Annotated in this window: 27 protein-coding genes; 11 read left to right on the forward strand and 16 right to left on the reverse strand. The window is 42.7% G+C overall.

Features of this window, described 5'->3' with window-relative positions; genetic code table 11:
- The first annotated feature begins 86 nt into the window (after positions 1-86).
- Both EDI28_RS10130 and EDI28_RS27545 read left to right on the forward strand, forming a co-directional pair.
- A complete protein-coding gene (locus EDI28_RS10130; protein WP_164918525.1) occupies positions 87-941 on the forward strand; it encodes an endonuclease/exonuclease/phosphatase family protein in 855 nt (284 codons plus the stop codon).
- Between the two features lie 133 nt (positions 942-1,074).
- The gene (locus EDI28_RS27545; RefSeq protein ID WP_267900009.1) at positions 1,075-1,203 is read left to right on the forward strand and encodes a hypothetical protein; all 129 of its coding nucleotides are present in this window, start codon (positions 1,075-1,077) and stop codon (positions 1,201-1,203) included.
- A 73-nt stretch (positions 1,204-1,276) separates the two neighbouring features.
- On the opposite strand, the gene EDI28_RS10135 is transcribed toward EDI28_RS27545, so the two are convergent.
- The 6 genes from EDI28_RS10135 to EDI28_RS10160 form a co-directional block, all read right to left on the reverse strand.
- Positions 1,277-2,620 (reverse strand): sigma-54-dependent transcriptional regulator, encoded by a 1,344-nt coding sequence (locus tag EDI28_RS10135; RefSeq protein ID WP_128783744.1) that lies wholly within the window; start codon positions 2,618-2,620, stop codon positions 1,277-1,279.
- A 277-nt stretch (positions 2,621-2,897) separates the two neighbouring features.
- On the reverse strand, positions 2,898-3,407 hold the full coding sequence (locus EDI28_RS10140; RefSeq protein WP_128783745.1) for a hypothetical protein: 510 nt from the start codon (positions 3,405-3,407) through the stop codon (positions 2,898-2,900).
- A gap of 8 nt (positions 3,408-3,415) precedes the next feature.
- On the reverse strand, positions 3,416-4,090 hold the full coding sequence (locus tag EDI28_RS10145; protein WP_128783746.1) for a C39 family peptidase: 675 nt from the start codon (positions 4,088-4,090) through the stop codon (positions 3,416-3,418).
- A 161-nt stretch (positions 4,091-4,251) separates the two neighbouring features.
- A complete protein-coding gene (locus EDI28_RS10150) occupies positions 4,252-4,830 on the reverse strand; it encodes a hypothetical protein (RefSeq protein WP_128783747.1) in 579 nt (192 codons plus the stop codon).
- Between the two features lie 216 nt (positions 4,831-5,046).
- A complete protein-coding gene (locus EDI28_RS10155) occupies positions 5,047-5,379 on the reverse strand; it encodes a carbon storage regulator (protein WP_128783748.1) in 333 nt (110 codons plus the stop codon).
- A 41-nt stretch (positions 5,380-5,420) separates the two neighbouring features.
- Positions 5,421-6,044 carry a hypothetical protein gene (locus EDI28_RS10160; protein WP_128783749.1) on the reverse strand — a complete coding sequence of 208 codons (624 nt, stop codon included), beginning with the start codon at positions 6,042-6,044 and terminating at the stop codon, positions 5,421-5,423.
- Positions 6,045-6,460: 416 nt separating this feature from the next.
- Here EDI28_RS10160 and EDI28_RS10165 point away from each other — a divergent pair, with 416 nt between their 5' ends.
- The 3 genes from EDI28_RS10165 to EDI28_RS10175 all read left to right on the forward strand — a co-directional run bounded on the left by EDI28_RS10165 (position 6,461) and on the right by EDI28_RS10175 (position 8,510).
- Entirely contained in the window at positions 6,461-7,495 is a 1,035-nt protein-coding gene (locus EDI28_RS10165) for a transporter (RefSeq protein ID WP_438942788.1), read from the forward strand.
- A gap of 115 nt (positions 7,496-7,610) precedes the next feature.
- Positions 7,611-8,009, forward strand: coding sequence for a DUF2750 domain-containing protein (locus EDI28_RS10170; protein ID WP_128783750.1), 399 nt, complete (start codon positions 7,611-7,613; stop codon positions 8,007-8,009).
- A gap of 150 nt (positions 8,010-8,159) precedes the next feature.
- A complete protein-coding gene (locus EDI28_RS10175; protein ID WP_128783751.1) occupies positions 8,160-8,510 on the forward strand; it encodes a HopJ type III effector protein in 351 nt (116 codons plus the stop codon).
- Positions 8,511-8,559: 49 nt separating this feature from the next.
- Here EDI28_RS10175 and EDI28_RS10180 read toward each other — a convergent pair whose 3' ends face one another.
- Entirely contained in the window at positions 8,560-8,877 is a 318-nt protein-coding gene (locus tag EDI28_RS10180; RefSeq protein WP_233353338.1) for a hypothetical protein, read from the reverse strand.
- 299 nt (positions 8,878-9,176) lie between these two features.
- Here EDI28_RS10180 and EDI28_RS10185 point away from each other — a divergent pair, with 299 nt between their 5' ends.
- The 3 genes from EDI28_RS10185 (at position 9,177) to EDI28_RS10195 (ending at position 11,379) form a co-directional block, all read left to right on the forward strand.
- The gene (locus tag EDI28_RS10185) at positions 9,177-9,959 is read left to right on the forward strand and encodes a nucleotidyltransferase family protein (protein ID WP_128783920.1); all 783 of its coding nucleotides are present in this window, start codon (positions 9,177-9,179) and stop codon (positions 9,957-9,959) included.
- A gap of 236 nt (positions 9,960-10,195) precedes the next feature.
- Entirely contained in the window at positions 10,196-10,981 is a 786-nt protein-coding gene (locus EDI28_RS10190) for a nucleotidyltransferase family protein (RefSeq protein WP_128783753.1), read from the forward strand.
- A 137-nt stretch (positions 10,982-11,118) separates the two neighbouring features.
- Positions 11,119-11,379 carry a Rho-binding antiterminator gene (locus EDI28_RS10195; RefSeq protein WP_128783754.1) on the forward strand — a complete coding sequence of 87 codons (261 nt, stop codon included), beginning with the start codon at positions 11,119-11,121 and terminating at the stop codon, positions 11,377-11,379.
- A gap of 90 nt (positions 11,380-11,469) precedes the next feature.
- Here EDI28_RS10195 and EDI28_RS10200 read toward each other — a convergent pair whose 3' ends face one another.
- Both EDI28_RS10200 and EDI28_RS10205 read right to left on the reverse strand, forming a co-directional pair.
- Positions 11,470-12,759 (reverse strand): L-cysteine desulfidase family protein, encoded by a 1,290-nt coding sequence (locus EDI28_RS10200; RefSeq protein WP_128783755.1) that lies wholly within the window; start codon positions 12,757-12,759, stop codon positions 11,470-11,472.
- Between the two features lie 201 nt (positions 12,760-12,960).
- Positions 12,961-13,413, reverse strand: coding sequence for a methyltransferase family protein (locus tag EDI28_RS10205; RefSeq protein WP_128783756.1), 453 nt, complete (start codon positions 13,411-13,413; stop codon positions 12,961-12,963).
- 243 nt (positions 13,414-13,656) lie between these two features.
- Between EDI28_RS10205 and EDI28_RS10210 the strand changes: the two genes are divergently transcribed.
- The 3 genes from EDI28_RS10210 to EDI28_RS10220 all read left to right on the forward strand — a co-directional run bounded on the left by EDI28_RS10210 (position 13,657) and on the right by EDI28_RS10220 (position 16,379).
- Complete coding sequence (locus EDI28_RS10210) at positions 13,657-14,163, forward strand: YgjP-like metallopeptidase domain-containing protein (protein ID WP_199287402.1); 507 nt, start codon at positions 13,657-13,659, stop codon at positions 14,161-14,163.
- Between the two features lie 137 nt (positions 14,164-14,300).
- Positions 14,301-14,723: a DUF3010 family protein gene (locus EDI28_RS10215; RefSeq protein ID WP_128783757.1), complete on the forward strand. Its 423-nt coding sequence runs from the start codon at positions 14,301-14,303 to the stop codon at positions 14,721-14,723.
- 327 nt (positions 14,724-15,050) lie between these two features.
- A complete protein-coding gene (locus tag EDI28_RS10220; RefSeq protein ID WP_128783758.1) occupies positions 15,051-16,379 on the forward strand; it encodes a diguanylate cyclase domain-containing protein in 1,329 nt (442 codons plus the stop codon).
- On the opposite strand, the gene EDI28_RS10225 is transcribed toward EDI28_RS10220, so the two are convergent.
- The 7 genes from EDI28_RS10225 to mrcB form a co-directional block, all read right to left on the reverse strand.
- Entirely contained in the window at positions 16,365-16,766 is a 402-nt protein-coding gene (locus EDI28_RS10225; RefSeq protein WP_128783759.1) for a ribosome recycling factor family protein, read from the reverse strand. The genes EDI28_RS10220 and EDI28_RS10225 overlap by 15 nt on opposite strands.
- A gap of 103 nt (positions 16,767-16,869) precedes the next feature.
- Positions 16,870-17,085, reverse strand: a complete 216-nt coding sequence (locus EDI28_RS10230) for a DUF3820 family protein (RefSeq protein ID WP_128783760.1) — start codon at positions 17,083-17,085, stop codon at positions 16,870-16,872.
- Between the two features lie 223 nt (positions 17,086-17,308).
- Positions 17,309-17,881 carry a YceI family protein gene (locus tag EDI28_RS10235; protein ID WP_438942786.1) on the reverse strand — a complete coding sequence of 191 codons (573 nt, stop codon included), beginning with the start codon at positions 17,879-17,881 and terminating at the stop codon, positions 17,309-17,311.
- A gap of 93 nt (positions 17,882-17,974) precedes the next feature.
- A complete protein-coding gene (locus tag EDI28_RS10240; protein ID WP_199287403.1) occupies positions 17,975-19,612 on the reverse strand; it encodes a methyl-accepting chemotaxis protein in 1,638 nt (545 codons plus the stop codon).
- A gap of 220 nt (positions 19,613-19,832) precedes the next feature.
- Positions 19,833-21,914 (reverse strand): NHL repeat-containing protein, encoded by a 2,082-nt coding sequence (locus EDI28_RS10245; RefSeq protein ID WP_128783762.1) that lies wholly within the window; start codon positions 21,912-21,914, stop codon positions 19,833-19,835.
- Between the two features lie 296 nt (positions 21,915-22,210).
- Complete coding sequence (locus EDI28_RS10250) at positions 22,211-22,750, reverse strand: NUDIX domain-containing protein (protein WP_128783763.1); 540 nt, start codon at positions 22,748-22,750, stop codon at positions 22,211-22,213.
- An 82-nt stretch (positions 22,751-22,832) separates the two neighbouring features.
- The gene (mrcB, locus tag EDI28_RS10255; protein ID WP_128783764.1) at positions 22,833-25,220 is read right to left on the reverse strand and encodes a penicillin-binding protein 1B; all 2,388 of its coding nucleotides are present in this window, start codon (positions 25,218-25,220) and stop codon (positions 22,833-22,835) included.
- Positions 25,221-25,313 lie beyond the last annotated feature (93 nt).

Consider the following 25,313-nt stretch of genomic DNA (forward strand, 5'->3'; position numbering starts at 1 on the left):
TAAGTAAAGATACTCACAGCACTCACACAACTGGAAGGCATCTCCAATCCAACCAACCTTCACTTCTCACGCTCGTTAGTTGGAATATGCAATGGTTAAGCGTTGCGAATAAGGAGACGTTCATTACAAGAACCACCTCTGATTTCACGCAACTTGCTAGGATTCTGGCTGATCTGTCACCCGATATTCTGGCATTCCAAGAAGTAGATAGTATCAGTGCAATTGAGGCTTTGCTGCCTTCGTCCAAGTACAAGATCTTTCTATCTGACAGGCTCACATCCCCAAATGAAAAATTCGCAGGTATAAACCAGTTCACAGGATTTGCCATTAAGAATGGGCTACCAATCGACAATCCACCGGATCTCAAGGCACTTAATATAAGGCTCCATACAAGGAAAGATCACACCAGACAGGCAGGAAGACTCAGATACGGCAGTTACATCATTGTCCGAAAAGGAATGAAAAATGAACTGCACTTACTGAACATTCATTTAAAATCAGGCTGCTTTAGCGTCAAGAATAAGCCCAGTAGCAGATCATGCAGAACCCTCAGGAAACAAGCATCCGCGCTGACGACATGGATCCAGCAACGTTTGAATAACGATGAGGACTATATCGTATTGGGTGATTTCAATCACCGACTTAACAGTGAGCATCAATGGCTATTAACATCGTTAAACCAAAAACTGTCACTCCCCGCTTTTAATCTCACTGAAAATACCGATGCAGCCTGTCTGGCTCGTCACACCAAACGTAACGGTAGCAGGAAAAAACGACTTTATCGTTCACTTGTCGATCATGCTCTTGGTTCAGAGAAGGTTGCCAATTCTATCAAGATGCATGGGCAAGTTTATCAGTACCAATACGCAACCGATGAGGTCGACAACTATCAGCTGTCCGATCACTGCCCATTGGTGATCAGCCTGCCCAGTTTAGAGTGATTTTTAATCACTCTTGGCTTGTTGGTGAGACGGTGATCTCTCTTTCATAAGAATGTCATTTGATCTTTGTACTATTAGCACTATAGATAGTAGTCAAGAGCACCTATCGTGTGAGGTAAATAATAGGATTAATATGGACGCGTTAAACCAATATACGTTTGTTGCGCCAACCGAAGATGAGCTCATGGTTGAGCAGCCTGATACGCTCTATCTCTCCGTTGACGATGACGAGCTAGCCAATGACATTATTGTACTAAGCTAACTCTACTTGATGTGATGAAATAGACTTAACTGATCATAAAAAAGCCCGATTTCTCGGGCTTTTTTAGTACAGGTTATTCTCGTATGTAGCCATTATTAAAATGTCTGACATCTGGCACGATATTGTGCTTGTTTAGTAAGCGATACATTGTTGCCCGTGAAACACCAAGATCTTTTGCTGCCGATGCTACCTGACCCCGGTGAGTCTCGAGTACAGCCACCAACACATCCTTCTCAGCCTCATCCTTAATATTCCTCAAGCTTTGCTTAAGGTTAGCTTTACTTGGCAAATCAAAATGTTCTGCACGCACTTCATTGCCTTCAGCCAACAAAGCTGCACGCTTCACTTGGTTGATTAACTCCCGTACATTGCCAGGCCAACTATAACGCAACAGCAACTGCTTGGAGTCTTCAGAGAAAGATGCCGCCATCGTACTGTATTCTCTGGCAAACTTGGTCAAAAATGTTTCAGCCAACAGGAAGATATCCGATCCACGTTCTCTCAGCGTCGGTACTTTAATGTGGAATACATTTAACCGATAGAACAACTCTTTACTAAATTCACCGCTAACAACGGCAGCTTCTAGATCGGCACTCGATGAAGCAATAATCCGCACATCGGAAGATGCATCATCATCTAGCGACTCCCCCGCAGGGATCTGTAAATAGGAAAGAAGTTCATCTTGGAGTTCTTTGGATAACTCTTCAACATTGTCCAATAAAATAGTGCCATTGAACTGAGAGCCGTCCTCATTGGTGAAACTCCCATCGAGAAAAGCGATTTTCTCGTCATCTCTTGTTAGTGATCCGCAGTTCACAATAACAAAAGGGGCGTTCTTTCTCTTTGAAAGGTTATGAATTGATTTGGCAATCAACTCTTTACCGGTACCATTTTCACCAGTAAGAAAGACATTGACCTCGGTTAATGCAACTCTCCTCACCATATCTCTGAGTTGTTTTATAGACTTGGAGTCACCGAATAAGCCCATATCATGCTGGGATGTTATCTCAACCCATGAGCTTGATTCTATGTCAAGCATCCCTAGTTGGTGGCCAACTGTATCGAGTAAGTGGCTACCTGGAATCGGAACTGAAAAATAGTCGACACAAAAGTTATTAATAAACTGACATATTGAATCAGTTTTTAATTGTTCTTTTTTGATAATCGCAATCCATTTCACTTGCTTAGTTTTATTTGCCCTTAAAGAAATGCTATTTAAGCTAAAATCATTATTGCTTAAATCAACAATACAAATACATGGGCTAAACTCTTCCAGGATTGAGTCAGCCGTCCGTAGGTCATAGCAGCAATGGGTTTTCCAACCTGATTGTTCAAGAAGCGCAATCCAAGGTTCATAGTTACATCCAATTGCAACCAAACGACCATTAATTGATTTATTTTGACATTGAGCCACCATCGAAGTCACCTTCTATCAATGTGCATATTATTATTGATGTCTTAAAAATATAGGCAATAAACGACAGTTTTGCAGGGTATCAGATGTAAGAAATGTATTGAAAAGTTATTACTTTAAAACATTGTGAAAAAGAGTCACTAATAATCAACCAGTTATTAAAAACAAAAACAACAATTAAATGCAGCTTTCTGCATGCAGATTAAGTTATCGACAACAAAAAAGGTACAGTATTTATACTGCACCTCCTCAAATGACAAATTTTTACTATGAAAATAGTTTAATAGCCGCTATATAGAATAGAGTTCTCGAGTCGACTTTGATAAATTGACTGCTGGATAAAGCCATTAACATCAGCTTCTACATCCATTATCATTTGGGTATTAATCCTTGTTCCGTCATCAGAGTTCTGGACAATAAACCCAGTACTACCTGAGCCTGGAGTTGCTGTATTAATATTATTACCACCTATAGAGATAAATTTTAACGGGTCCTCAAACTCTACTGTCTTATCTCCTGACTGGCTTACAAGCATACCATTGTTAATCGTAAAATCAGCTATATGTGTTGAAAGAATCGTTTCACCATTAACGGCTGTGCTCATTGTTAAGCCAATATTAATGACATTTTCATTTATCGTGACAAAACCACCTCGTATCAATGACATTTCATTTTCAGACAGCGATGTTAATCCAAGCTCATCAATAGAGGGAAAGCTGATGGAAGCATTGGCCATAATAGCAGCACCTCCTATCACCGATGCGACGAAGATACGAGTTAACTTTTTCATACTAGCCTCTAATAATCGTTTGCACCGGGTAGTGTGATACTAAACGTTGCAAGTGAATCTCTCGCTATCGCTTCTGATGACGGCGAAGGCGTATAGACATTATAATTCTCAGCAGTTATAAAGCTCTCACGGCCTTTTACTGCTTGGTTTTTCACTAATAAAACTGAACCCTTATAGTAGGTTTTAAAATCATCTATCGGCATCACGATTGTACCGCGAGATGGATCACCGAGTATCACTTGGCTACTATTAATCCCTTTAATCACAACAAAGTGCATGTAACCATCAAAATTAACAATTGTTATTCCTGGAATTCTTATTTTACTAAATTTTTCAAGAGGGATGTTATAGCCATTGGCATCCAACCCAATAGAAACCAGATAGTTTTTCATATCCAACATTGAGAAACCTTGCTTCTCAATTTTTTCTTTATTCCCATGTTCGAACATATATTTGAAAACATCATTCTCTGACGTTTCAAGATCATAGTGATAAGTAATTAAAGATGCGACAGCAGCAGAACCACAACTAAAGTCATATTGTTGCCTATAGACATCACCAAATAACTTTTCTTGATAGCTTTTAACATTAACATTATAAGCTCCTCTACTTGGAAAGTAATCGAGGGCGTATATGCTGCTTGTCGCAAATAGGCCGATAGTAAACAATATTGATCTTTTCATAATCTATACCGCTTTGGTTTCGTGGCCGTATTAATGCCGAGTCCATATTCGATGATGAATAAAATATAGCACTTGTGATAAACGATGAATTATCAAGTTTAATAATTACTGGCTTACCATACTCATGTTAAAGAAAGGGCCGTTTAGGCCCTTTATCTAGCCTAGTAATCACCACCAGGGCTAACTACGCCCCCACCTGTGCCAACAAGCGCTGCATTTGTAGCTGATGTTTGCTGTACCATAGAGTTATTACCGACATTTTGACCGGCAACATTAATACCAGATGCATCACCAAAAGCTCGGTTCATATTGTTGGTTTGCACCACGGTTACATCCGTTGGATTCGAATGGCCTTTACAACATGCCCCGCCGTAGGTCACTTCGGCATCCATAACATGGCCATATAGTTTAGAATCAGCGAGATACGTATTGATCTCAACATCGAGCTCTTTTTTCAAGGAGTTATCAACATCTTTATTTATTTCAGTGATCTCCTTGTAAACATTCCCGACGTTTTTAAGCTCAAGCGTGTCGTTATCCTTGTTTCCGACATTGCTTTTATAGAAATCTTTCGTAACCGTTAACTCTACATCTTTTGTGACATCTAAATTGCCACTATCTTCAATAGTGATATCACCATCGTGGCCGTAGCCATAGTCGTAGCTACTATCATAATCATCTGCAAGGGCTAACGGTGAAGCCACTAGTGCCGCAATCAGCATAATTTTATTTTTACGCATGATATTACTCCAAAAATTATCAGTTCTTATTTTAATATCCGTGCATTTAAGCCACATCATTACTACTTATTTACAATCCTAATACCGAGCAATAAAACAGCTATATAACAAAAGAAGCACTGTTATTTTGTCCTGCGAAACCAAATCCAACTCTAATTATAGATTTTTTGGTCGCTGACATATTTATTAATATGCCAGCATAGATAGACTAACAATTTACTTCAATGTCAGGTTAACCACGGTCGCATTCTGAATTAACACATTGTTACCAGAGTTCTGAACTACATTTAACACACCTGATGCATTACTAAATGACCCTGAGTCAATAATATTGTCACCCGTTGTATTATTGTAAGCCCCATTACCTGCAACATCGCCATACATATCTGAACTTGCGTTTATATTATCAATCTTCAGCTCATATTGACCGCCACGAGACTGAGTCATAATATCATCACTCAAGGTTTCAGAATTTGCTAGAATATCCAACTCATCTGCAACAACCCCATTAGAGATAAGAGCAACTGCTATCAGTGTTAAATATTTCATGACTTCCTCCTGAAAGCTGTTACACAGCCCTCAGTTATGTGTTATTGACTGGTTAACATTGCATTAGTGCTAGCACTTTGCTGTACCAACGAGTTATTACCCGCATTTTGTCCAGCGATATTAATACCTGATGCGCCTGTAAATGCATCCTGCATAGTGTTGCTTTGTGTCACATTTAATGTATTTGATGCTGGAGCATGATAGCCATCACCATAATAACCGTAGCCATCATCACAACATGCACCACCGTAAGTAACTTCACTGTAAGTAACTGCACCATCTAAGGTTGAAGTTGCCATGTAGTAGTTTTCTTCAATATCAATTGTAATATCTTTGCTATTGTCGTAATCGCTATTATCTGTGTACTTGTAAACATCTTTATTATTCACATCGTACAGTAACATATAGTCACTATCGTCGTTGTAACTGTCTTTTATTGAAACATCTTTTTCAAGTGTAACCGTTAAGTTCTTTTCAATATCTTTATTGAATGAATCTGTAACTGTTGTATTGTTGTCGTTGTCATTATCATAGCCAGAATCATAGCTTGAACCTCCTGACTGACTATAAGGATCATGACCGTAATCATAAGGGTCATGGTCATTGGCTAATGCAAGAGGTGAGCTAACAACTGCTACTAATAGTGCGATATGAGTTTTACGCATGATCCTACTCCAAATATAATGAGTTGTTCTTTTTTATAAACACTCGCATGGTTTCGCGAGATAACTTAATCATAGTTTTGGCAACTCACACTTTTGTATTATTTTTAATAAATACACAGTTATTTGAATATATACTTTCCGCTTTAATCACCTTACTTTATAATGCCTTAAAGATAATAAATTGTCTTAACTTTAGAATGAGACAATTTAAATTTTGAGAATATTTCTTACTTTTATCCCAACCAATAAACTCTCGCGAATATCTCAGTGATAAGACACTTATTTAAGATTCTCAGGTGACAGCTTATTCTCACTTATACTACTCTTTTCTTACTAGCTTGTATGAGTATAAACATACGACTATATATGAATTCTTAGGGGCATACACTTGTTATGTAAGTGAGGGAATCGTGAGTATTTTCAATAATATAAGCTTTGTTTCGCTTTTAGCTTTATTTTCAACCACAGTTACAGCAGATGAGCCAAACGCATCTAAGGAGAATGAAAAACCGAAACGAGTTCAGACCGTTGCCGATATTTTAGAGCAACCCGGTGTACTCACACCTAAAGGATCTTTTGTTCTGGATACCTCTTTATCTTATACCCAGAACTCATCAAACTCTGTCTCTGTCGTTGGTTATACCGTTCTACCTTCGCTTATCGTGGGGCTAATACGTGCCAGCGATATTGATCGAACAACATTAACCTTTGGTCTTACCGGTCGTTACGGGATCACTAATAGGCTGGAAGTAGAGGCGCGTATTCCCTGGGTATACCGTTCAGATTCAATTTCAGAGCGAGATTTAAACAGCGGCTCTAACACAGCGTCATTACGTACCGTCGATGGAAACGATATTGGTGATATAGAAGCAGCTTTTAAATACCAGATAAACATGCAGGACGCACCGTACTGGATCGGTAGCCTGCGCTTTAAGAGCACAACGGGTAAGTCACCTTATGATGTACCGATTAATAGCCTCAACGACTTCGAGGAGCTACCTACAGGATCAGGTTTCCCTAGTATCGAGCCCGGTATCACCATGATAATGCCTATTGACCCAGCAGTCATTTTTATGAACTTTAGCTATATCTGGAATATCAAAGACGACGTTGAAGTCGACATCACTATACCGGGTGAAGATAGTGACGAGAACATTCGTGTCGATACCATTGATTTAGGCGATACCATTGGGTTCAGTGCAGGAATGGGGTTTGCGGTGAATCCCAAGTTTTCATTTAGTCTTGGCTTAAGCCATAAAACGATTTTAAAGTCCAAGATTAATGGCACGACATCCAGTGACGCAAAACTCCTACAGCTTGACTCGCTATCTTTTGGCGCCAACTATGCCGTCGATAGAGATACAACGATCAATGTTGGCGCTACAGCAGGCATTACCGCCGATGCGCCTGATTTCCAGTTATCAGTTCGTATCCCATATACCCTAAAATAACACCTCCTCAGAATGAATCCCCGGTTCAAGAAGCCGGGGATTCACTTTCAATGACTAAAGTCTAATTTTCCTCTATGCTATAACGCTTAAAATAGGCAGTAACAGGAATTAATTCATGTCCACCCCATTAGATTCATCCCAGATTGAGGCGATCCAAAGCTACGATGCTGAGAAGCGTTACAAGCACCTGGTAAAAGAAGTTGTTTCTAATCGTCAAATCTGGATTCTGACTGATGAACATGGCTGCGTCATGTTAAATACGGACGACGAGGATTGCGTACCAGTTTGGCCAAACAAAGAATTTGCTGAATTATGGGCAACTGGAGACTGGGAGTCTTGTAAGGCAGAGGCTATTTCTCTGAACAAGTGGCATAGTCGCTGGACTCATGGACTAGAAGATGATGAGCTAGCGATAGTAATATTCCCTAACCAGGATGAAGATGGCTTGGTTGTTTTTCCTGACGAACTGGATTTTGAGCTTAAGCAACAAGCTCACAAGCAGAACCAGCGCTAGTCAGTTTTTACCGAGACCTGATCACAAAAAATGTTTGTACCAAAGGGCTGTTGTAGCCCTTTTGTTTAGCAGGAATGCGATCTGCTATATAGTTACTCATCGTCTATTCTCGATTCTTTTGCTTTTATCAACTGATGGAGATGTAACGCCATGGAAGCGCTACTAAGTAACCTCAAGCAATATCCTGAGCAAATTGGCTTCGACGCTGTCATTGACATAATCAAACAGCACTATCGCTATACACCAACAGCCTTCACCAATGGACTAGGCAATGAAACTCTCGTCAATACAGCTGGTAGCAACGAGGGTTCATGCCGGATCTTCGCCTTCGCCCGACTACATCAGCTTTCTGAGGCTGAAACGCTAGCGTGTTTTGGTCGGTTCTATCGTGAAGAAGTACTTCAAAACCCTGATGGCAACGATCATAAGAATATACGGAATTTTATGAAATACGGATGGCAAGGAATTCAGTTTACAGGCAAAGCTTTGTCTGAGAAGTAATAGCCGTTATTTCGTCAAAGGGGCGATTGCCCCTCGACATGAGCACAATTCAATATTGAAACGGCTTTTGACAGTGAGAGCATTTTCCAGCTGGCTTCATGAAAAATGGGGCTCGGGTTGCCCTACCACACGCTGCACAAAACTTGGTTCCGCGGATAGTTAACCAGGTCAGAGGAACCATGAAAGCCAGCAATCCCAACATCATAGGTAGAGGCGGCTGCATATAAACAATCACCGCGCCAATAACAACATTGCTGAATATGGTATACGCTGGCCACAATTTTCGCTTGCGCTCGACATCAGCTCCTCGCTGAAACAACATATAGCTACCAACAGATAATCCCAGCCAGATTATGGCAAATGTCACTAATAAGTCTTGTTGCACAATAACCACTCACTCAATAATATGCGATTCGACTTCAGTCTAACATCCCCATTGCTGTATCAGCCAACTTCACCATCATTAGTTATAAATCGAATACTTTTTCGCCAAGCTAATAATTGGATTTTCTCTAGTTTGGGAACCCAATCACAACCTGAAAAAGCGATACCTCAAATTTGCGGCTGACGTCCTTGAAAACAAACCCCACGGACAGATATCTTAACTGAGCGGATAAAAAGATGATCCGCAACCACTTTCCTCTAGTGGTGATACAAGGAGTTTTAATGGTTGCAAAATCCTTATTGAGAACATGTTTTGTTCTGATGTTTGTTCTTGGCCGAAGCCCCGTTGCTTCAGCCTCGTTACCTGAATACAACAATTCTGATATTGAAAACCCCTCACCAGCCCAAAGATCTAAAGAAACATTCCAGCGATCTCTTAGTGGCCTTTACTCTATCCCTAGTTACCGTTCACCTACCCTGCTACAACCATATTCAGACTTTGATGCACTCTACAACCAAGCCGCCTCAGCCCAGAGCGAATTGAAGGATGTGCTCAATCAAGTCAGCTTGTTAACAGTAACCCAGCCGGTATTCCCCGGACTTAAATCAAAAGCTAGGGCAGAACACAAAATTGCAACAGAACTTGGAGGCCAAGCTGAGCTTCTCACCGATTTGGCACGAGGATCCCTCGTTTCTAACGACATAGGAAGCCTAGTGCAGTCCTTTGAACTACTGAATAATGAAGTCACGGTTGTCGAAGTAAAAAACCGCTTTAAGCATCCCGCACCTTCAGGATATCGCGATCTTAAACTATTAGTTCGCCTTCCAAAAACCCAGCATATTGCTGAGATCCAATTGCACCTAGAGGAAATATCTGAAATTAAAAATGGTGCAGAACACGATATATATGAGCAAATTCAAGTGATAGAGCGTCAGGCCAACGCAGAGCTGCGTGATTTAAGCGATATCGAAGTGGCTAAGCTCAAGCAACTACGGCAGCAATCCCTCTCTATGTACCAGTCTGCATGGCATCAATACCTGCAGCCAGAGGCCATTGCCAGCTAATCAAACCAAACAAGCCAGTCCGTGCAACATTTTTATCGGGCTGGCACAACTTAAATACCCCAGCCTAGTAAATTCATCTTCTGTTCAGATTACTTTGCTATTCTACAGTCCATCAAAGAGAAGCTCTCAACAACCTGATACGTCACTTTTATCAAACCTTAGGTTTGAAGGTCACCGTTTTACGTATAGTGCTGAAGCCGAAGGGCTGTTCCTATCAGCATAACAGGAGTTGTTTAATGGATATAAAATCTGTACTTCGTACCTGCTTTGTTCTTCTATTTGTTCTTGGTCGCGGTCCAGCAATGGCGGCCCCAATTGCAAGCTATTCAGAATCTGACTATGAGCTGCCTTCCAACCGCTCAGAAACCAGTAAGAAGTTATTCCAGCGCAGTCTTAGCGGCCTTTACAGCATTGATAGCTGGAAGGATGCAGGTATCGCTCAACCCTACTCAGATTTTGACCAGTTATACCTTGCCGCTGCTCATGCGCAGCAAGAGCTTGATACCGTTATTAGAGAAATAAGCCTACTCACCAACACGCAGGCAATTTTACCAGGAGTAAAGTCTGAACAGCGCGCCAAAGCAAAGGTAGAGACGGAGCTTCAGGGAAATACTAGTCAAATAACCGACTTGGCTAGAGGTTCGCTCGTTGCAGAAGATATCCCAAACCTCGTCCAGGCTTTTGAATTGCTAAATAAGGAAGTGGCCGTAGTTGCGGTAAAAAACCGCTTCAAATCACCAACTGATTCAGGCTATCGAGACTTAAAGATGCTGGTTCGGCTACCTGAAAGCCAACTCATTGCCGAAGTCCAACTTCATTTAGATGCGATATCAACAGTAAAGAACGGTGCGGAACATGAAATTTATGAACAAATTCAGAAAATCGAACGTGTAGGCTTACAGCAAAACCGTTCTATCTCTGAATTTGAGCGGGCACAGATTGCCCAACTACGTATTGTCTCTAACAACCTTTACCAAGAGGCTTGGCAACAGTACCTTCAGCCCGAAGTACTCGCAAGCTGACACTTAGCACTACGCTATTATCAATACTGCGACGTTCTTCATAATTAAGACAACAGCCTGAATGTTGACTATTATATATCCAAGCATCTTGATGTCGCTTGGGTATATTATGAACACGTCGCTAGGAGGCTCCAACGATGACCCATCGTTATCAACCAATTGACTGTGCCCTTCACGACTGCTTTGAAATGGCTTGTGTTTACCACTATCAGGTAAAGCTCGATTTACGAGATGAGAGTTCAGTCGAAGGCAAGTGCATAACCACAGAGACCCACCCGGACAAATCCGAGTGGTTAGTATTCAAAACCGAATATCAGTACACCAAGATTCGATTAGATTTTATTGAGCGTATGTCTGCCATCACCCCGGGAGCCCGATTCTCGGTTATCAACTGCTGACACATAGTCCTAACACAGAGTAACTTCATATCCAGCACCTGAAACACAAAGAGCGCCAACAGGCGCTCTTTGCTCACAAAAACCAGAGAATTACTTGTGAACCATAATATCTAGAATCTGTACATCTGTATGGGTCATCGCACCATTGGCCAGTGCCGACATATTGCGAATGGAGGAATCAACATCATCAGCCACAATACCTTCATTGCCGCTTACCCGCATACCATCAAGCGCCATCAGTGCCGCTTTCACCGCCGCACTAGCCGATGATGATACTTTCATCGCACAACTAGTTTTTGCACCATCGCAGATGATACCGGTAATATCACCAATCATGCTACAAATCGCTGAACTGATCTGCTCAAAACGACCACCAAGCAGCCAAGTCATACCAGCAACTGCTCCCATTGAAGCCGTCGTCGCGCCGCAAAGTGCCGACAGTTTATTCTGATAGCTCTTAATATAAATAGCCATCAAGTGAGACATCATCAAAGCGCGTGCTGTTGTTTCAGGATCTGCTTTTACATGCTCAGCAACCACGGCTACCGGCATCGTTGCGGCAATCCCCTGATTTCCTGATCCCGAGTTACTCATCGCCGGTTTCATCGCACCGTCCATCCGGGCATCTGAAGCCGCAGAAGTCCGGCAAAGAACGTTAGTCAGCAGACCACCGGAAAGCAGACCACGATCAACATTACGTTGGAACATCGCTCCAATCTGCAAACCATACTGACCCGTCAAGCCTTCCTGAGACAGAGCATCGTTTAGCTCCAATGACTCCGTAATAAATTGGATATCCTCAATCGGGACATTCAATGCAAATTCATAGATATCATGGGCGGAAGCATCTGAAAAGATGTTCTCGGGCTGATGTTTAGATGCCTGCTTTGGCTGCGGATCGATGATAAATACAGCATCGCCATTAACGTCAATCGAAACTACATTGGTATGGCCATCCGCTATTATCACTGTTGCCTGATCGGTCTCATCGCTAACTGTCACCTTAGCAAATAAAATATTAGAAACTTGGGCAACCCCTACGCTAACCTGCTGTTGATCAAGCATCAATCTCGCTTTATCAACGTCATCTGGGGTGATGTTTTTTAGTACTTCTAACCCTGCATCTGGTTCACCCGCCAGGGCGCCTACAGCTGCAGCTATCGGCAACCCGACCATACCAGTACCTGGTACACCGACTCCCATCCCATTTTTCATTAGATTTGGAGACACAGATGCTTCGATTCGATTAGCTTTGCCCTTAAGATGCCGAGCCGCAATAGCAGCAGCTAATGCCACTGAAACAGGTTCTGTACAACCCAATGCCGGAACGACTTCTTTCTTAACTGTTTCGATAAAACCGGTCCAGAGGTGCTTTTTCATTATAATTACCTTCAGATAAACAGGTGAAGTGTAGGGTACTGTTTTATCCCCATTAACTTTATATGGTTAATTTACACCTACCCAAAGGGAATTGTTTTACCTAATTTCCTATAAAATAGGGACAAGGGAGAAAAACTTTCTCCCTCCTTCTGGTCAGCTAAAAGACAGACATTCCGCAACGCAAATCTTCAGCATTAACCGCTAGCACCAGCGACGTACTTGTTCACAGTACTGGCGATACTCGTCACCAAATAGAGCTTCCAATACATCTTCCTCAGGTCCAATTTGAAAATTGTTCATATAGAAGATAAACAGCGGGATCATCACCAGACTAGAAAACGTAGATAAGTAAAGGAAGGCAGCAATCAGCAGCAAAACCAGTCCCAGATACATCGGGTTCCGTGAAAAGCGGTATATACCGGAGGTAACCAAGCTTGATGCTTTGTGTGGGTTATGAGGATTGACAGTGGTTCGTACTTTGGCAAATGATACAATCCCCGCCAGCCCTACCAGCGTACCACATAGACAACATACCAATGCCATCATTGACTGGCCCCAAAATGAAAAAGTCCATATCGGCCAGTAAATTGACAGCAAATACATATCGCCAATTGTTATCAGTAACAGCGCAGGTGGGGGTAATTTCAAATACATATCGCTATTCCTTTCGCAGAAAAATGAACTGACCTTCACGCCTTGCACAACAACAGCCATAAACCGTTAATAACAGTGTATACCCAGTTATCTCGGTTCAGTTATACAAGCACGATGCAAGTTAAGCTATTGATTTTTTATCATTGGAGAAACCAGTCGTAATAGATTGCTAACCAACAGTATGCGCTATAGAATCATCCTTCCCTTTTGCCTTTACCTTCTGAACAACTAACTATCTCGATCATGCAAAAGCTCAAGTACCTCCAAGGCTATCCCCCGTCACTCACCGAACAAGTGAGCGGTTTGATCAACTCGAACAAACTTAAAACGTTCTTGCTAAATAAATACCCTCACTGTCATGAGCTAAAAACTGAAAAAGCCCTGTACGATTTAGTTCAGGAAATAAAATCTCAGTACCTGAAAAAGTCTCCGCCAGTAAGCAAAGTGCTCTATGACAAGAAGATACATGTCATCAACCATGCGCTTGGCCTTCACTCTTTTGTCTCTCGTGTGCAGGGTAATAAACTCAAAGCAAAACATGAAATTCGCATCTCATCGATTTTCAAGCATGCTCCTCTTCCCTTTTTAAGAATGATAGTTGTCCATGAGCTAGCCCACCTGAAAGAAAAAGAGCACAACAAGGCTTTTTATCAGCTGTGCTGCCACATGGAACCCGACTATCATCAGCTCGAGTTCGACATGAGGCTATTCCTAACCCAGCAAGAACTGGCCGGCCCAATTTACCCTTAACAGTCTTTAACGTCTGCACTTCCCTTCACTCTCCCTTTGGGAGTGTGCTCATATTTGGAGTAACTGGATATAAAGATCTGACAGCAACCAAAGTTTTAGCCTACAATACAGCGCTAATTAAAAATTTAGGTGTTTACATGAAAATTTGTGCTGTTGAGTTAAAAAGCAATGAGGCGATTATTTGCCTGCTTACACAAACAAATGGGTTATTTGACATCCCTCAGTGCCGAACTCAAAAGTTCATTATGAAAGATTCTCTCGACAATACTGAAATGAGAGATTTCCAGTTCGCATTTAAAAAGCTACTTGATGACTATCAGATAGATAGTGTCGTGATCCGTTCACGCGAAACTCGCGGAAAATTTGCAGGCAGTGCTGTTGGCTTCAAGCTGGAAGCCGCCATTCAGCTGATCGACGGTGTTCAGGTTGATTTCATGTCAAACAGTGACATTAAGCAAAAGCTGAAACGTAATCCGCTGGCTATCGATTTCCGTGATACTGGCCTACGTCAGTTCCAGGAAGCTGCGTTCACGACCGGCTATGCTTTCCTAAGCAAATAAGCATCAGGTCAGGGAAAGGGGATTCTCTCCCCTCTCCCTACGATTGATAACAATCGCTATCAAGTAATACACACGCTCACTCTGATCATTTCAAATTCTTACAAACTTCCAAGGCTTCATCACCCTAACGAAAATACGACCTGTGTGGCATAATTAATTGTCCAAAGCTTTGCTTCTTAAATAAGTAAATCAAGAACATATACCGGCCTTGGGATAAAAAAAACCCACTATGCCACACGATGCACAATGAGGATATATACCATTTAAAATAATACCAAAGTGGGATACACTAGGTACGATTTAAACAAGGAAGAATGTAAAAATAAGATGAGTGTACGTTTAAAATTAACAATATTTTTAAGCATTCTATTTATTACTTCCATTGGTAATTCGCTTTTCTTTTTTATTTTAGAAGCTAACAATGAAAATAAGATTAAATGGGTGACTCACACTAATGAAGTTATCTATACTTCAGAACGCTTGTTAAGTAGCTTAAAGGATGCCGAAACAGGACAAAGAGGCTATTTAATTACGTTGAATCCTTCTTACTTGACGCCATATTATTCCGGAAAAGAAGAGTCACAAATCCGATTAAACGAACTCAAAAGCTTAACTTCAGATAACCCTGAGCAACAAGAACGCTTAAGTACAATCGAACACCATATAAGTCTTAAAAATGCTGTGTTAGCTCATACTATTGCCCTTGCAGAGCATGACCGCATTGGTGAAGCCATTAAGATTGTACTTCAGGATAGAGGTAAACTTTTTATGGACAAAATAAGAGGAAACATTAATGAGTTTATTCATGCTGAAGAAATACTATTAGAGCTCAGAAAATCTGAGCTTCATAAAAGCAGAGAGATGATGACTAGCGTCATTATTGTAGAAGTAATATTCTACTCTCTATTTGCGATACTAACATTCTCGTTCATTAATGAACGTCTCTTCTTGCCCATAAAGTTACTACTCTCTAATACAGCAAAAATGAAGAAGGGTGAGAAGATAGATAATTCAGACGATTGTCTAAATGATGAAATGGGCATGCTGCTTTCTAGCTTTTATAGCATGAGTAAAAAGGTTAATGACAGAGAACGAGCCTTACACCATAGGGCGATTCATGACGAGCTGACAGGATTGAAGAATCGAGCAACTGTTTTTGATGAAATTGATAGTGCAATAAAAGAGTCGATTCTAACTGATTCAAAAGTGGTGGTTTTTTTCTTAGATTTAGATAAATTCAAACAGATAAATGATTCATTAGGCCATGATGCTGGTGATATTATTCTTAAAGAAACAGCCTCAAGACTAAGGTCTTCAATTCGATCAGATGATCATGTTTTTCGTGTAGGTGGTGATGAATTTATTATTCTATTAAGAAAAGTGCAAAAACAATCAGAAATTAATAATGTTGCAAATAATATTTCTGATGCATTTAACGAACCCATTACGATTAAGGGAAGCATTCTTAGCGTTCAACCTAGTATTGGCATTGCTATTTCTCCTGATGATGCTAAAAATAGTGAAGAACTGCTCAGGCATTCAGATACGGCAATGTATGAGGTTAAAAATAACGATAGCCAAAAGTACAAGTTCTATAATAGAAATAAACAGAAAGATGTTGATGAAAAGAATATCGATAAATTAGGGATCAGCTAACGAATCAGCATTAAACCTAGCAAGTCGAGCCTCAGCTATAGAACAATTAGTTACCTGCATTAACTCAGCAAGCGTGATATTTGGAGCCTCCAACACAAGTCGCTTTAACCTACCTTCTAATGGCTCAAGTTTATCATTGTATTCCGTAAGCCTTTCGTCAATTTTTCGTATTAAAAATTGCATGGATTCATAATCGGATATACGAAGCCTATCCAAGAACTTATTTAACGCACATGCATCTCCAGCCACTTGCCAATGCCTAGAACGGCGAACTCTTTTCAGTTCACAGTCACAATCTAAAGCAACGAGTTTTGCCTTTTTTACATTGTCTCCACCAACCCGGTGAATCAAAGCTGGTAGGTGAGTTATTATTATATTTTCCGTCATTAACTGAGTTCCAATTATGCTCATCACAAATGTGAAAGCCCTCAACCAAAGCTACGGGCCTTCAATCAGGGAGGGAATGCAGCCCCTTAAGCAGATATCACAGCTAGTCGTGCCTCAAAGGCCGAATCACCGATTCAAGCCCTTCAATCTTAAACTCCAGCGCCAAGGCCATTAGCGTGCCAAGCTCGCCTTCAGGGAAACCTTTCTTTCGAAACCACAGTAAGTACTCTTCAGGCAAATCTATTAGCGCTCTACCGCTGTATTTACCGAACGGCATTTTTACGTTAGCAACTTTGATTAAGTGTTCTTTTTGAAACATAGTGCTCTCCTCGTCCTTAAGCTTCGTTGATCACACCATCATATTCAAGCGCTAACCAATAACAGCGACTACACTAGTCCGCCAACCAACGCTGACTGACTAATTCTTGCCCATCGCAAACGAGGCAACCGAAAAACTCAGTACCTAGACGAATTTTACCAACACCAGCAGGTGTTCCTATCATCACAATATCGCCATCTTTATTTTTCTCACATGTACCCGTCTACTGAACAAAGATAAGTTGAGCATTGACAGGGACACTAAGCAAGATTGAATTAAGTTTGGCAATTTCTTTCAAAACCTTGATCCCTTTATCCAGCCCAAAGAGTATAGACTTGACTTCTACTGGCCAAGTTGTTGAAACCATCAGACCACCGTTTTCCAAACCAGTAACTTGTAGCTTAGCGGCTAAGGCTTGCTTGATACCATGAAGATCAAGGGTGAATTCCACCTCAACAGACTGAGTTTCTCCTGGTGTCAACTCACTGATCAAGACAGGATCAACCTTAGCCGTCAGTGTCGCAAACGGAAATCCCTCAGTTTCGAACAGCTCTTTCTTCATTCGCTCATCCCGAATCGAAATCTGGGTATCGACACTGGCAAGATCGATAACAACTTTCACCTCTCCCGCCTTAGAGATCGAGCCACTGATATTTCGAAAATGATGCTGCTCTATTACCGAGTCATTCTTTACTGAAATAAAATTCACGATAGAGTTATTATTATCCAGCTTCCAATCAGCAAATACACTGGTGCTTAGCCCTAAAAACAATAAGCCGGTCAACCAAAATCTCAAACACACGCGCATTTTTTTATCCTATTGTTGATGTTCTTATCACATCACTATAGGTCATCAATTCTTAGCTACCGTTATTATTATTGAGTCGACTCAACCGAGCTTAAATCGATTGATCGTACCCATTAGCTCCACCGATACCTGGCTAAGCTCTTCACTGGCACTTGCCATTTGTGCCGATTCTTGAGATACCGATAACGACATATCTTTGAGACTCACCACATTTCGGTTGATATCATTAACGGTGAGGCTTTGCTCCTCTGTTGCTGTCGCTATATGCTGACTCATATCCTGGATAGTTTGAACCTCCTCATTGATGGTGTTCAACGCATGGCCAGCAGAGGCTGAGATCTTCGAGGCATTATTGGCTTTTTCCGCCCCTTTACTCATAACCTTAACCGCATTTTCTGCCCCCACCTGAAGCTTCTCAACAATATTCTGGATTTCTAGCGTCGATTCCTGGGTACGCTGCGAAAGCGTTCTTACTTCATCGGCAACGACAGCGAAACCTCTACCAGCCTCACCAGCACGAGCAGCTTCTATCGCAGCATTTAACGCCAATAAGTTAGTTTGCTCTGCTATACCTCGAATCACTTCGAGGACGGTATCTACATTGCGACTGTCCGCCGCAAGCTGATCAATCACTTCACTGGCTTTTCCGATATCTTCTGCCAACAAATTGGCTTCTGCGATATTGTGATTGATGATCTCTTTACTGCCCTGAGTCCCTTTAGCTGCGGAAATACTCGAATCGTTGGCCTCTACCGTTCTTCTGCTTACCTCTTCAACTGTCGCCAACATTTCTGTCATTGCCGCAGCAAGTTGTTCCACGTCATTCTGCTGCTGATTTAAGTTGTCATCGACTGTATTGATCGATAACGACATTTGCTGTGCTGAGGCTGATACTTGCGTACCGACGGCACTGATATTTTGCATAATGCTCTGTATCGATCCAACAAACTGGTTGAAGTGTCTGGCGAAATCAATGAGTTCACTAGTGCCCTCTTCTCTTAACCTTTGCGTTAGATCTCCCTCTCCCTTAGACAGAGCCTCCATTGCATTAACAGTACGTTTAAGCGGTAACGTAATAGACCGGATGAAGAAAATAACGATTAAGGAGAGAACACCAAGGATCACCGCTGCGTTTATCATGGAGACCACTTCAGAGCGGTGAATATCCGCCTGCAAAGCTTCCATGTTCATACCCGTTCCAACCAACCACTGCCAAGGCCCGAATTCAATTGCATAACTGGTTTTCGGTTCAAGCTGCTCTTTGTCATTACTATTCGCCCATACGTAGTCGACAAAGCCTCCGCCACTGCGCCCTTTGATATACATCTCTTTGACAAAAGCAACACCATTAGGGTCGACTAAACCCATGGTATTCTTGCCGACAAGCGCCGGAACACCACTGGTAAGCTGAACACCTTGATTATTGCCGACAAAAATATAATTACCATTATCAAAGCGCATTGCAGCTACCGCCTCCAATGCACCTTGTTTTGCTTGCGCTTCCGTAAGCGTACCTGCCACACTTAATCCATAATAATGATCGACGATACCCACGGCACTCTCTACTAGTGTGGCCACACCTCTCTCATAATTGGCTCGTGTATGCTCTCGTGTTTTCACAGCATTAATGAGTGTGCTGGTGACTAAACCTACGGCAAATAATGCGAGGATTATCCAGACACGGGTCGCGATAGTCATACTTGATAACTGATTATTCATAATACTATTCCTCATCGATGATGATGCCGATGTGATTCCTGCAGCTTTCTTTTGCTCTCGTGAATATCCTCACCTTCTTTCCCTGACAGGTGGGTAACGAGCTCGTCAAACCTACTCATCAGCAGCTCTGAATCCTGCTGGGACTGTTCACAAATTGAATTTACAGAAGTCTTCAACTTATGCTCTAGCCGTTTTTTTTGCGCTCGCTTAAACACATTATTCATAATGAAACCTCTGCTAACTTTTTATTCTTATTAAATTGGTAAACATTAATTCGATTCAACGCGCAATCTGGCAAGTACACTTTGCTGTTGTTAACATGCAACAAATAGGGCATCCACAGCTGTCCTTTCTCTGGGTCTGCGCCAAAACCACTAAAGCTATCGACAAAACAACCTTGAAGATCAAATACTTTTATCGACCTATTTACCAAGTCGGATATAAACAAATGCTCCGAGTCATAATCGATGCTGGTCGGCAGTAAAAAATTATCGTCGTTGATACCATATCCCTCCTGGCCGAAGCTCCATTTCCATTGATTGTCATCTCCATACACCTCGATCCTGTTATTATATTGATCTGTAATATAAAAACGGCCGTCACGCGTAGCTGCAATATCGGTTGGAGTATGAAATTCACCGTGAGCATCTCCGAGCTTGCCGAACACTTCGACCAGTCCTGCTACACCTTCCTCATTGATATGCCAACGAGATATTCGATGATTTCCAGAGTCGGCGATTAGGATATCGTTTGAAGTCGGATCAATCGTGATACCTTGCGGCTTGTTAAGCTGCCAAGGCTCGGCACCCAATCCACCAAAATAGGTATAGGGCACCAGCTCTCCAATTTGACTGTCATATTGGAGTAAAGAAATAGTGCCACTTAAATAGTTCCCCACTACAATCATTGGAATGTCATGATCAATCTGATCTGGTAACGCTGAGTTAGGTGTGTAGCTTGCGATACCCAAAGAACCGGGCAACATAGGAAGGCTTGCAGGGGATGCCGAGTTTTCATTTCCATTATCACTTGCCTGAAGCTGGTAGTTTCCGGCATCGACCATCCAAAGCAGCGCTTTGGGATCTTCAAACCGTTCATTGAGTATCACTCTTAGCCAAGTCTGCTGCCAGCGTTGCACCCACTCAGACTGTGCTGTCACGACCAGACTCAACCATGAAGGCATACCAACAGGCTGCATTGCTTTAAACCATTTATCCTGAAGTGAAAATTGATGAGAAAGCCAACTTTCAATCACCGGGAACCTTTGCCGATGGTGCTGCTGGCTTTTTGGGGTTATTCCACCAGCCACAGCCGTAACAAAGTGAAACTGACCTGGACTACCTCTATCGTCTCCAATTGTCTTAATCACTGTACTTTCACTAACAGATTGATCTGTAATAGAAGGTAGAGAGATATGATGGACTTGAAGCGAAGCTAAAACAGGCTCGGTAATCAATAACCGGCTCTTATCACGCATTTGGGTGATCTGGATTGGTGCAACAAAGCCGTCCAATGTCCCTTGCTGCACACCTTCTATATCGTAAACCGATATAGCATTGGGCTCTGCGCCCGGTATAAGAATTCGGTTTTGAATAACAGAAACATCTCGCGCCTGCTCTAGACCGTCGATATAACATTTACCATTACTGGAAAAAGGAATCCCTTTGCCATGCCAATCACAGCGGACTACTGTATCAAAACCGGTATTGGCAACGTAAAGACGCCCTTCTGCATCCATACTCAGCCCTTGAGGCCACAAAAGGTGGATAGGCTCATAACCACCTTCAATCTCGTGAATTGACCTCAAGTATTGTCCCGTTTCAGAGAAGATAGCTAACCGGCTAGCTCCGCCTTCCCCCTCGAAAAACTCATCCGCCACGCAAAGCTCTCCTTGATAGAGGGCGATACCATTGGGGCCTTTTAACTCGACAGTAGGCTCATCCCCAAAACAACAGAAAGACTGAATAGAAAGCTTGTCGTCGTACTGCAAAATATGGATACGCCGATTACCAATGTCACTCACATAGACCCAATTCTTATTAGGGTGTGCCAACAGGCGAAAAGGCATATTGAATTGTTGGGGGCCATCTCCCGTTGAGCCAAACTCGGCTAAAACTTTGTCAAGATCACTATCAAAGACAAGTATTCGGTTGTGCGCCGTATCGGCAAGCCAAACGTTGCCAAGCGAGTCGAGACAGCTTCCTACCGGCGTGTTAAGTGAGACATGCCCTTCAACAGGGCAAGGTAGCTCGGGCAGCCGAGCCGCAACACTGCCAATGTATGATTGAAATTCTATGCTCATCGCACCAACCTACTGACTCTTTTATCAGAAGAATACTTATTATGCATATAGCTACATACTAGGTGGCAATAATTAAATGCACCTCCATTTGAAATAACAATATTTATGAAGTTTGAACCAGTTCAAAAATCGAACCAATACAATTGAAACAGATGGGAAATTAGCGAAATGCCATTCGAGAGGGAAAAGGGGAGAAATTCAGAGGGAAGGGGAAAAGTTGCTGGTATTCGACACATACAAGTAAAATTACACGCCGAATACCCTGTTCTGTTCAAAGCTATCTAGCGAAGAATACGCTAAGCAATCTGTCGAGTTAGCTCAGGTAGCAATTCAGCAGCAATGCGCTTTAGCAAAAAAGTCTCTCGCTCAATCGACATCCCTTTCTTTTCACTGTTGGCAATCGTTTCTTCGTTATGCGCAATAGCATCATAGATATTAAGCCAAACAGGTTTCATACCATTGTTGATTTCATAATCTTCAAACTGTGTGTCACCCAGCTCAGCATCTATCGAACAGACAAAACAATATGACTCCATGTGCATTATATCAAAATCAGGCTTATACCAAGGGCGATATTCTTCGTATAGGCCAAATGCTGAAATATTTCGAATATTGCGTGCGCCGGTCTCTTCTTCAAGTTCACGGATCAACCCTTGAATAGCATCTTCACCCTCGTCAATACCACCGCCGGGTAGGGTGTAGTCATGATAGCGTGCGGTATAGAGCATCAGGATATTCTCGCCATCCAAAATGATACCGCGAGCCGCTTTGCGGTGGAAAATACGGCCTTCCAGCTTTTCAATATCAGGATGAACAGTTGATTTAAGTAATCGCATGGCTCTATTTATCTACTTCTGCACAATAACAAGCCGTGCATTCTATCTGAATACCAATACCCAAACTACCTCAACGTACTGTTTACCAATTAAAGACGCGTTTGAAAAATTGCTCCACATTTTTCACACATCCCTTTTTTAGCGTTCCGTTCGGGTCCCACACTGGTAACTTTGTTGATCCGAGACAGCTTTGATCCAACCTTCCACCTTGACCGTGCTGATAGGTGAAGTCTGATACCTGCGGTGGCGTCCTAAGCACCAACGGCTCAGGATCTCGTCGTTGAATGTAATCAGCATACAGGCGGAGCGGACCTGAAGATCCGGTTAACTTGGCACTTTTATTGTCATCTCGTCCCATCCAGACAGTGACAACTTCTCTACCATCCACACCGACATACCAGCTATCGCGCCCCTTGTCAGACGTGCCCGTTTTACCGGCCAAACGTGAAGAAGGAAGTATTGAATTCAAGTAACGTCCTGTCCCCATTGTTACCACCTTCTGCATACCATAGAGGGTTAGCCACGATGCTTGCCTGGACACGGCCTGAGATGATTTCGGCAAGCTTTGATACAGCACATTGCCGCTGTTATCGACAACCGCACTCAGCGCGGTCAGCTTGCTTTTTCGACCGCCACTGGCAATCGTCTGGTACATCTGGGTTACTTCCACGGGGGTAAGGGTAAAAGCCCCGAGCAACATCGATGGCAATTTGGGGATTTCATTCCGATCAATGCCCAATCTCTCCATCGTATCGATGACCTGCTCCAGACCGACCGCCATGCCAAGATTCACAGTCGGAATATTGTATGATTTCGCCAGTGATAGATATAAAGGCACGGCCCCCCGGTATTGACGGTCATAATTACGTGGAGACCAGTTTTCACCATTCTGCCCTTTTAAGGTTAACGGACGGTCCTGAAGGCTGGTTGCAAGCGAAAAACGCCCTGGCTGCTCAAGGGCTGCCAGATAAATTGCGGGTTTGACAACCGATCCGATTGGACGCTTGGCATCTATGGCCCGATTGAAACCATCATAGCCAGGGCGGCTTCCACCAACCATCGCGCGAATTTCACCACTAAGACGATCTGCGATGACAACAGCTGTTTCCAGCTCATTACCAGCACGCTTTTCCAACTGGGGGATCATATGACGAACAGCTTGCTCTGCCTTAGCCTGCGAATCAGGATCAAGCGTCGTAAATAGACGCAGTCCCTGACCGGGCTGATAATCGTCGACATGTTTTTTTAGTTCACGCTGCAGCTGGCCAAAATAGGCTGGCTGTCGGTGGGCAATCTGCCCTTTTTCTTGCAAATCCAGTGGCTTTTCAACGGCCAATTTATAATCGGCTTCTTCGAGAACACCATTTTCCGCCATTAGTCGCAGTACTAAATCTCGTCGGCGCTTAGCACGGTCAGGGTATCGCCACGGATTATAATAGGAAGGCCCTTTCACCAGCCCGACCAGCAACGCTTGCTGATCCACTCTCAGCTCCGAGAGCGGCAAGTCAAAATAAAACCGCGAGCCCAGCGCAAAACCATGAACAGCATCGGCCCCACTTTGGGCCAGGTAAATCTGATTAAGGTAGGCATCAAGGATCTGCTCTTTGCTATAGCGATAATCTATGATCAGCGCCATATAGGCTTCTCTGAACTTGCGCCACAGGCTACGCTCACTGGTCAAAAAAAGGTTCTTGGCTAACTGCTGGGTTAGCGTACTACCGCCCTGCACCGTACGCCCGGCTTTTAAATTCGCCACAAATGCGCGGGCAATAGCCGAGGGAGAGATACCGTCATGCTGATAGAACTCCCTATCTTCGGTTGCAATCAGCGCATCAATCAGAGGCTTAGGCATTTCATCTTTTGGCAGATAAATTCGTTGCTCATCCGTCTTTGTTTCCAGCATCCCGAGTAACTTTGGCTCGACACTGAAAATACCCAACTCACGCCCCGATACAGCTTCAGAAATCCGGCGTACCTTCGAGTAATCAAATTCGACAATCACATGCCTCTGCGGTTGTTCCCCATCCCTAAATTCGAACGGACGACGAATAAACTCGACCCTCAACCGGCTGGTTGAGTATTCCCCACTTTTCTTTGGGCTTGTGACCTTGCGATAGTTCAGCACTTCCAGCTCGTTCACCAAATCTTCATACCGGATCATTGCACCAGGTTGAAGTGTCAGCTCTCGGGCATAAACAACCGAAGGCAACTGCCATAACTGCCCTTCGAATTTCTCCGCCACCATTTGGTTAAGCGAATTTCCCATCCACAACATACCGGCGCTGATCAGCAGAACACCAACCAAACAACCACGTTTGAGCCACTGACCTCTCTTCGGTACAGCGTTTTGGGGAGATCTATCGGAAGAAGGTGATGAAGCAGAAGAGGTCGATTGAGCGTGTTGATTCGGTTTCTTGGGCGACGGTTGTTGCTCTGCATCTTGTCGCGGTTGTTTATCTGACGTTGCCATTAAATTCTATACAGTCAATTACCGGGTAATTGTTTGTCCTCGGATATGAATTCGGTGCGACAATACCTGAAGCAATCAAGTTCGATGTCATCC

The sequence above is a fragment of the Photobacterium chitinilyticum genome (genome assembly GCF_004104355.1).
Taxonomy (GTDB): domain Bacteria; phylum Pseudomonadota; class Gammaproteobacteria; order Enterobacterales; family Vibrionaceae; genus Photobacterium; species Photobacterium chitinilyticum.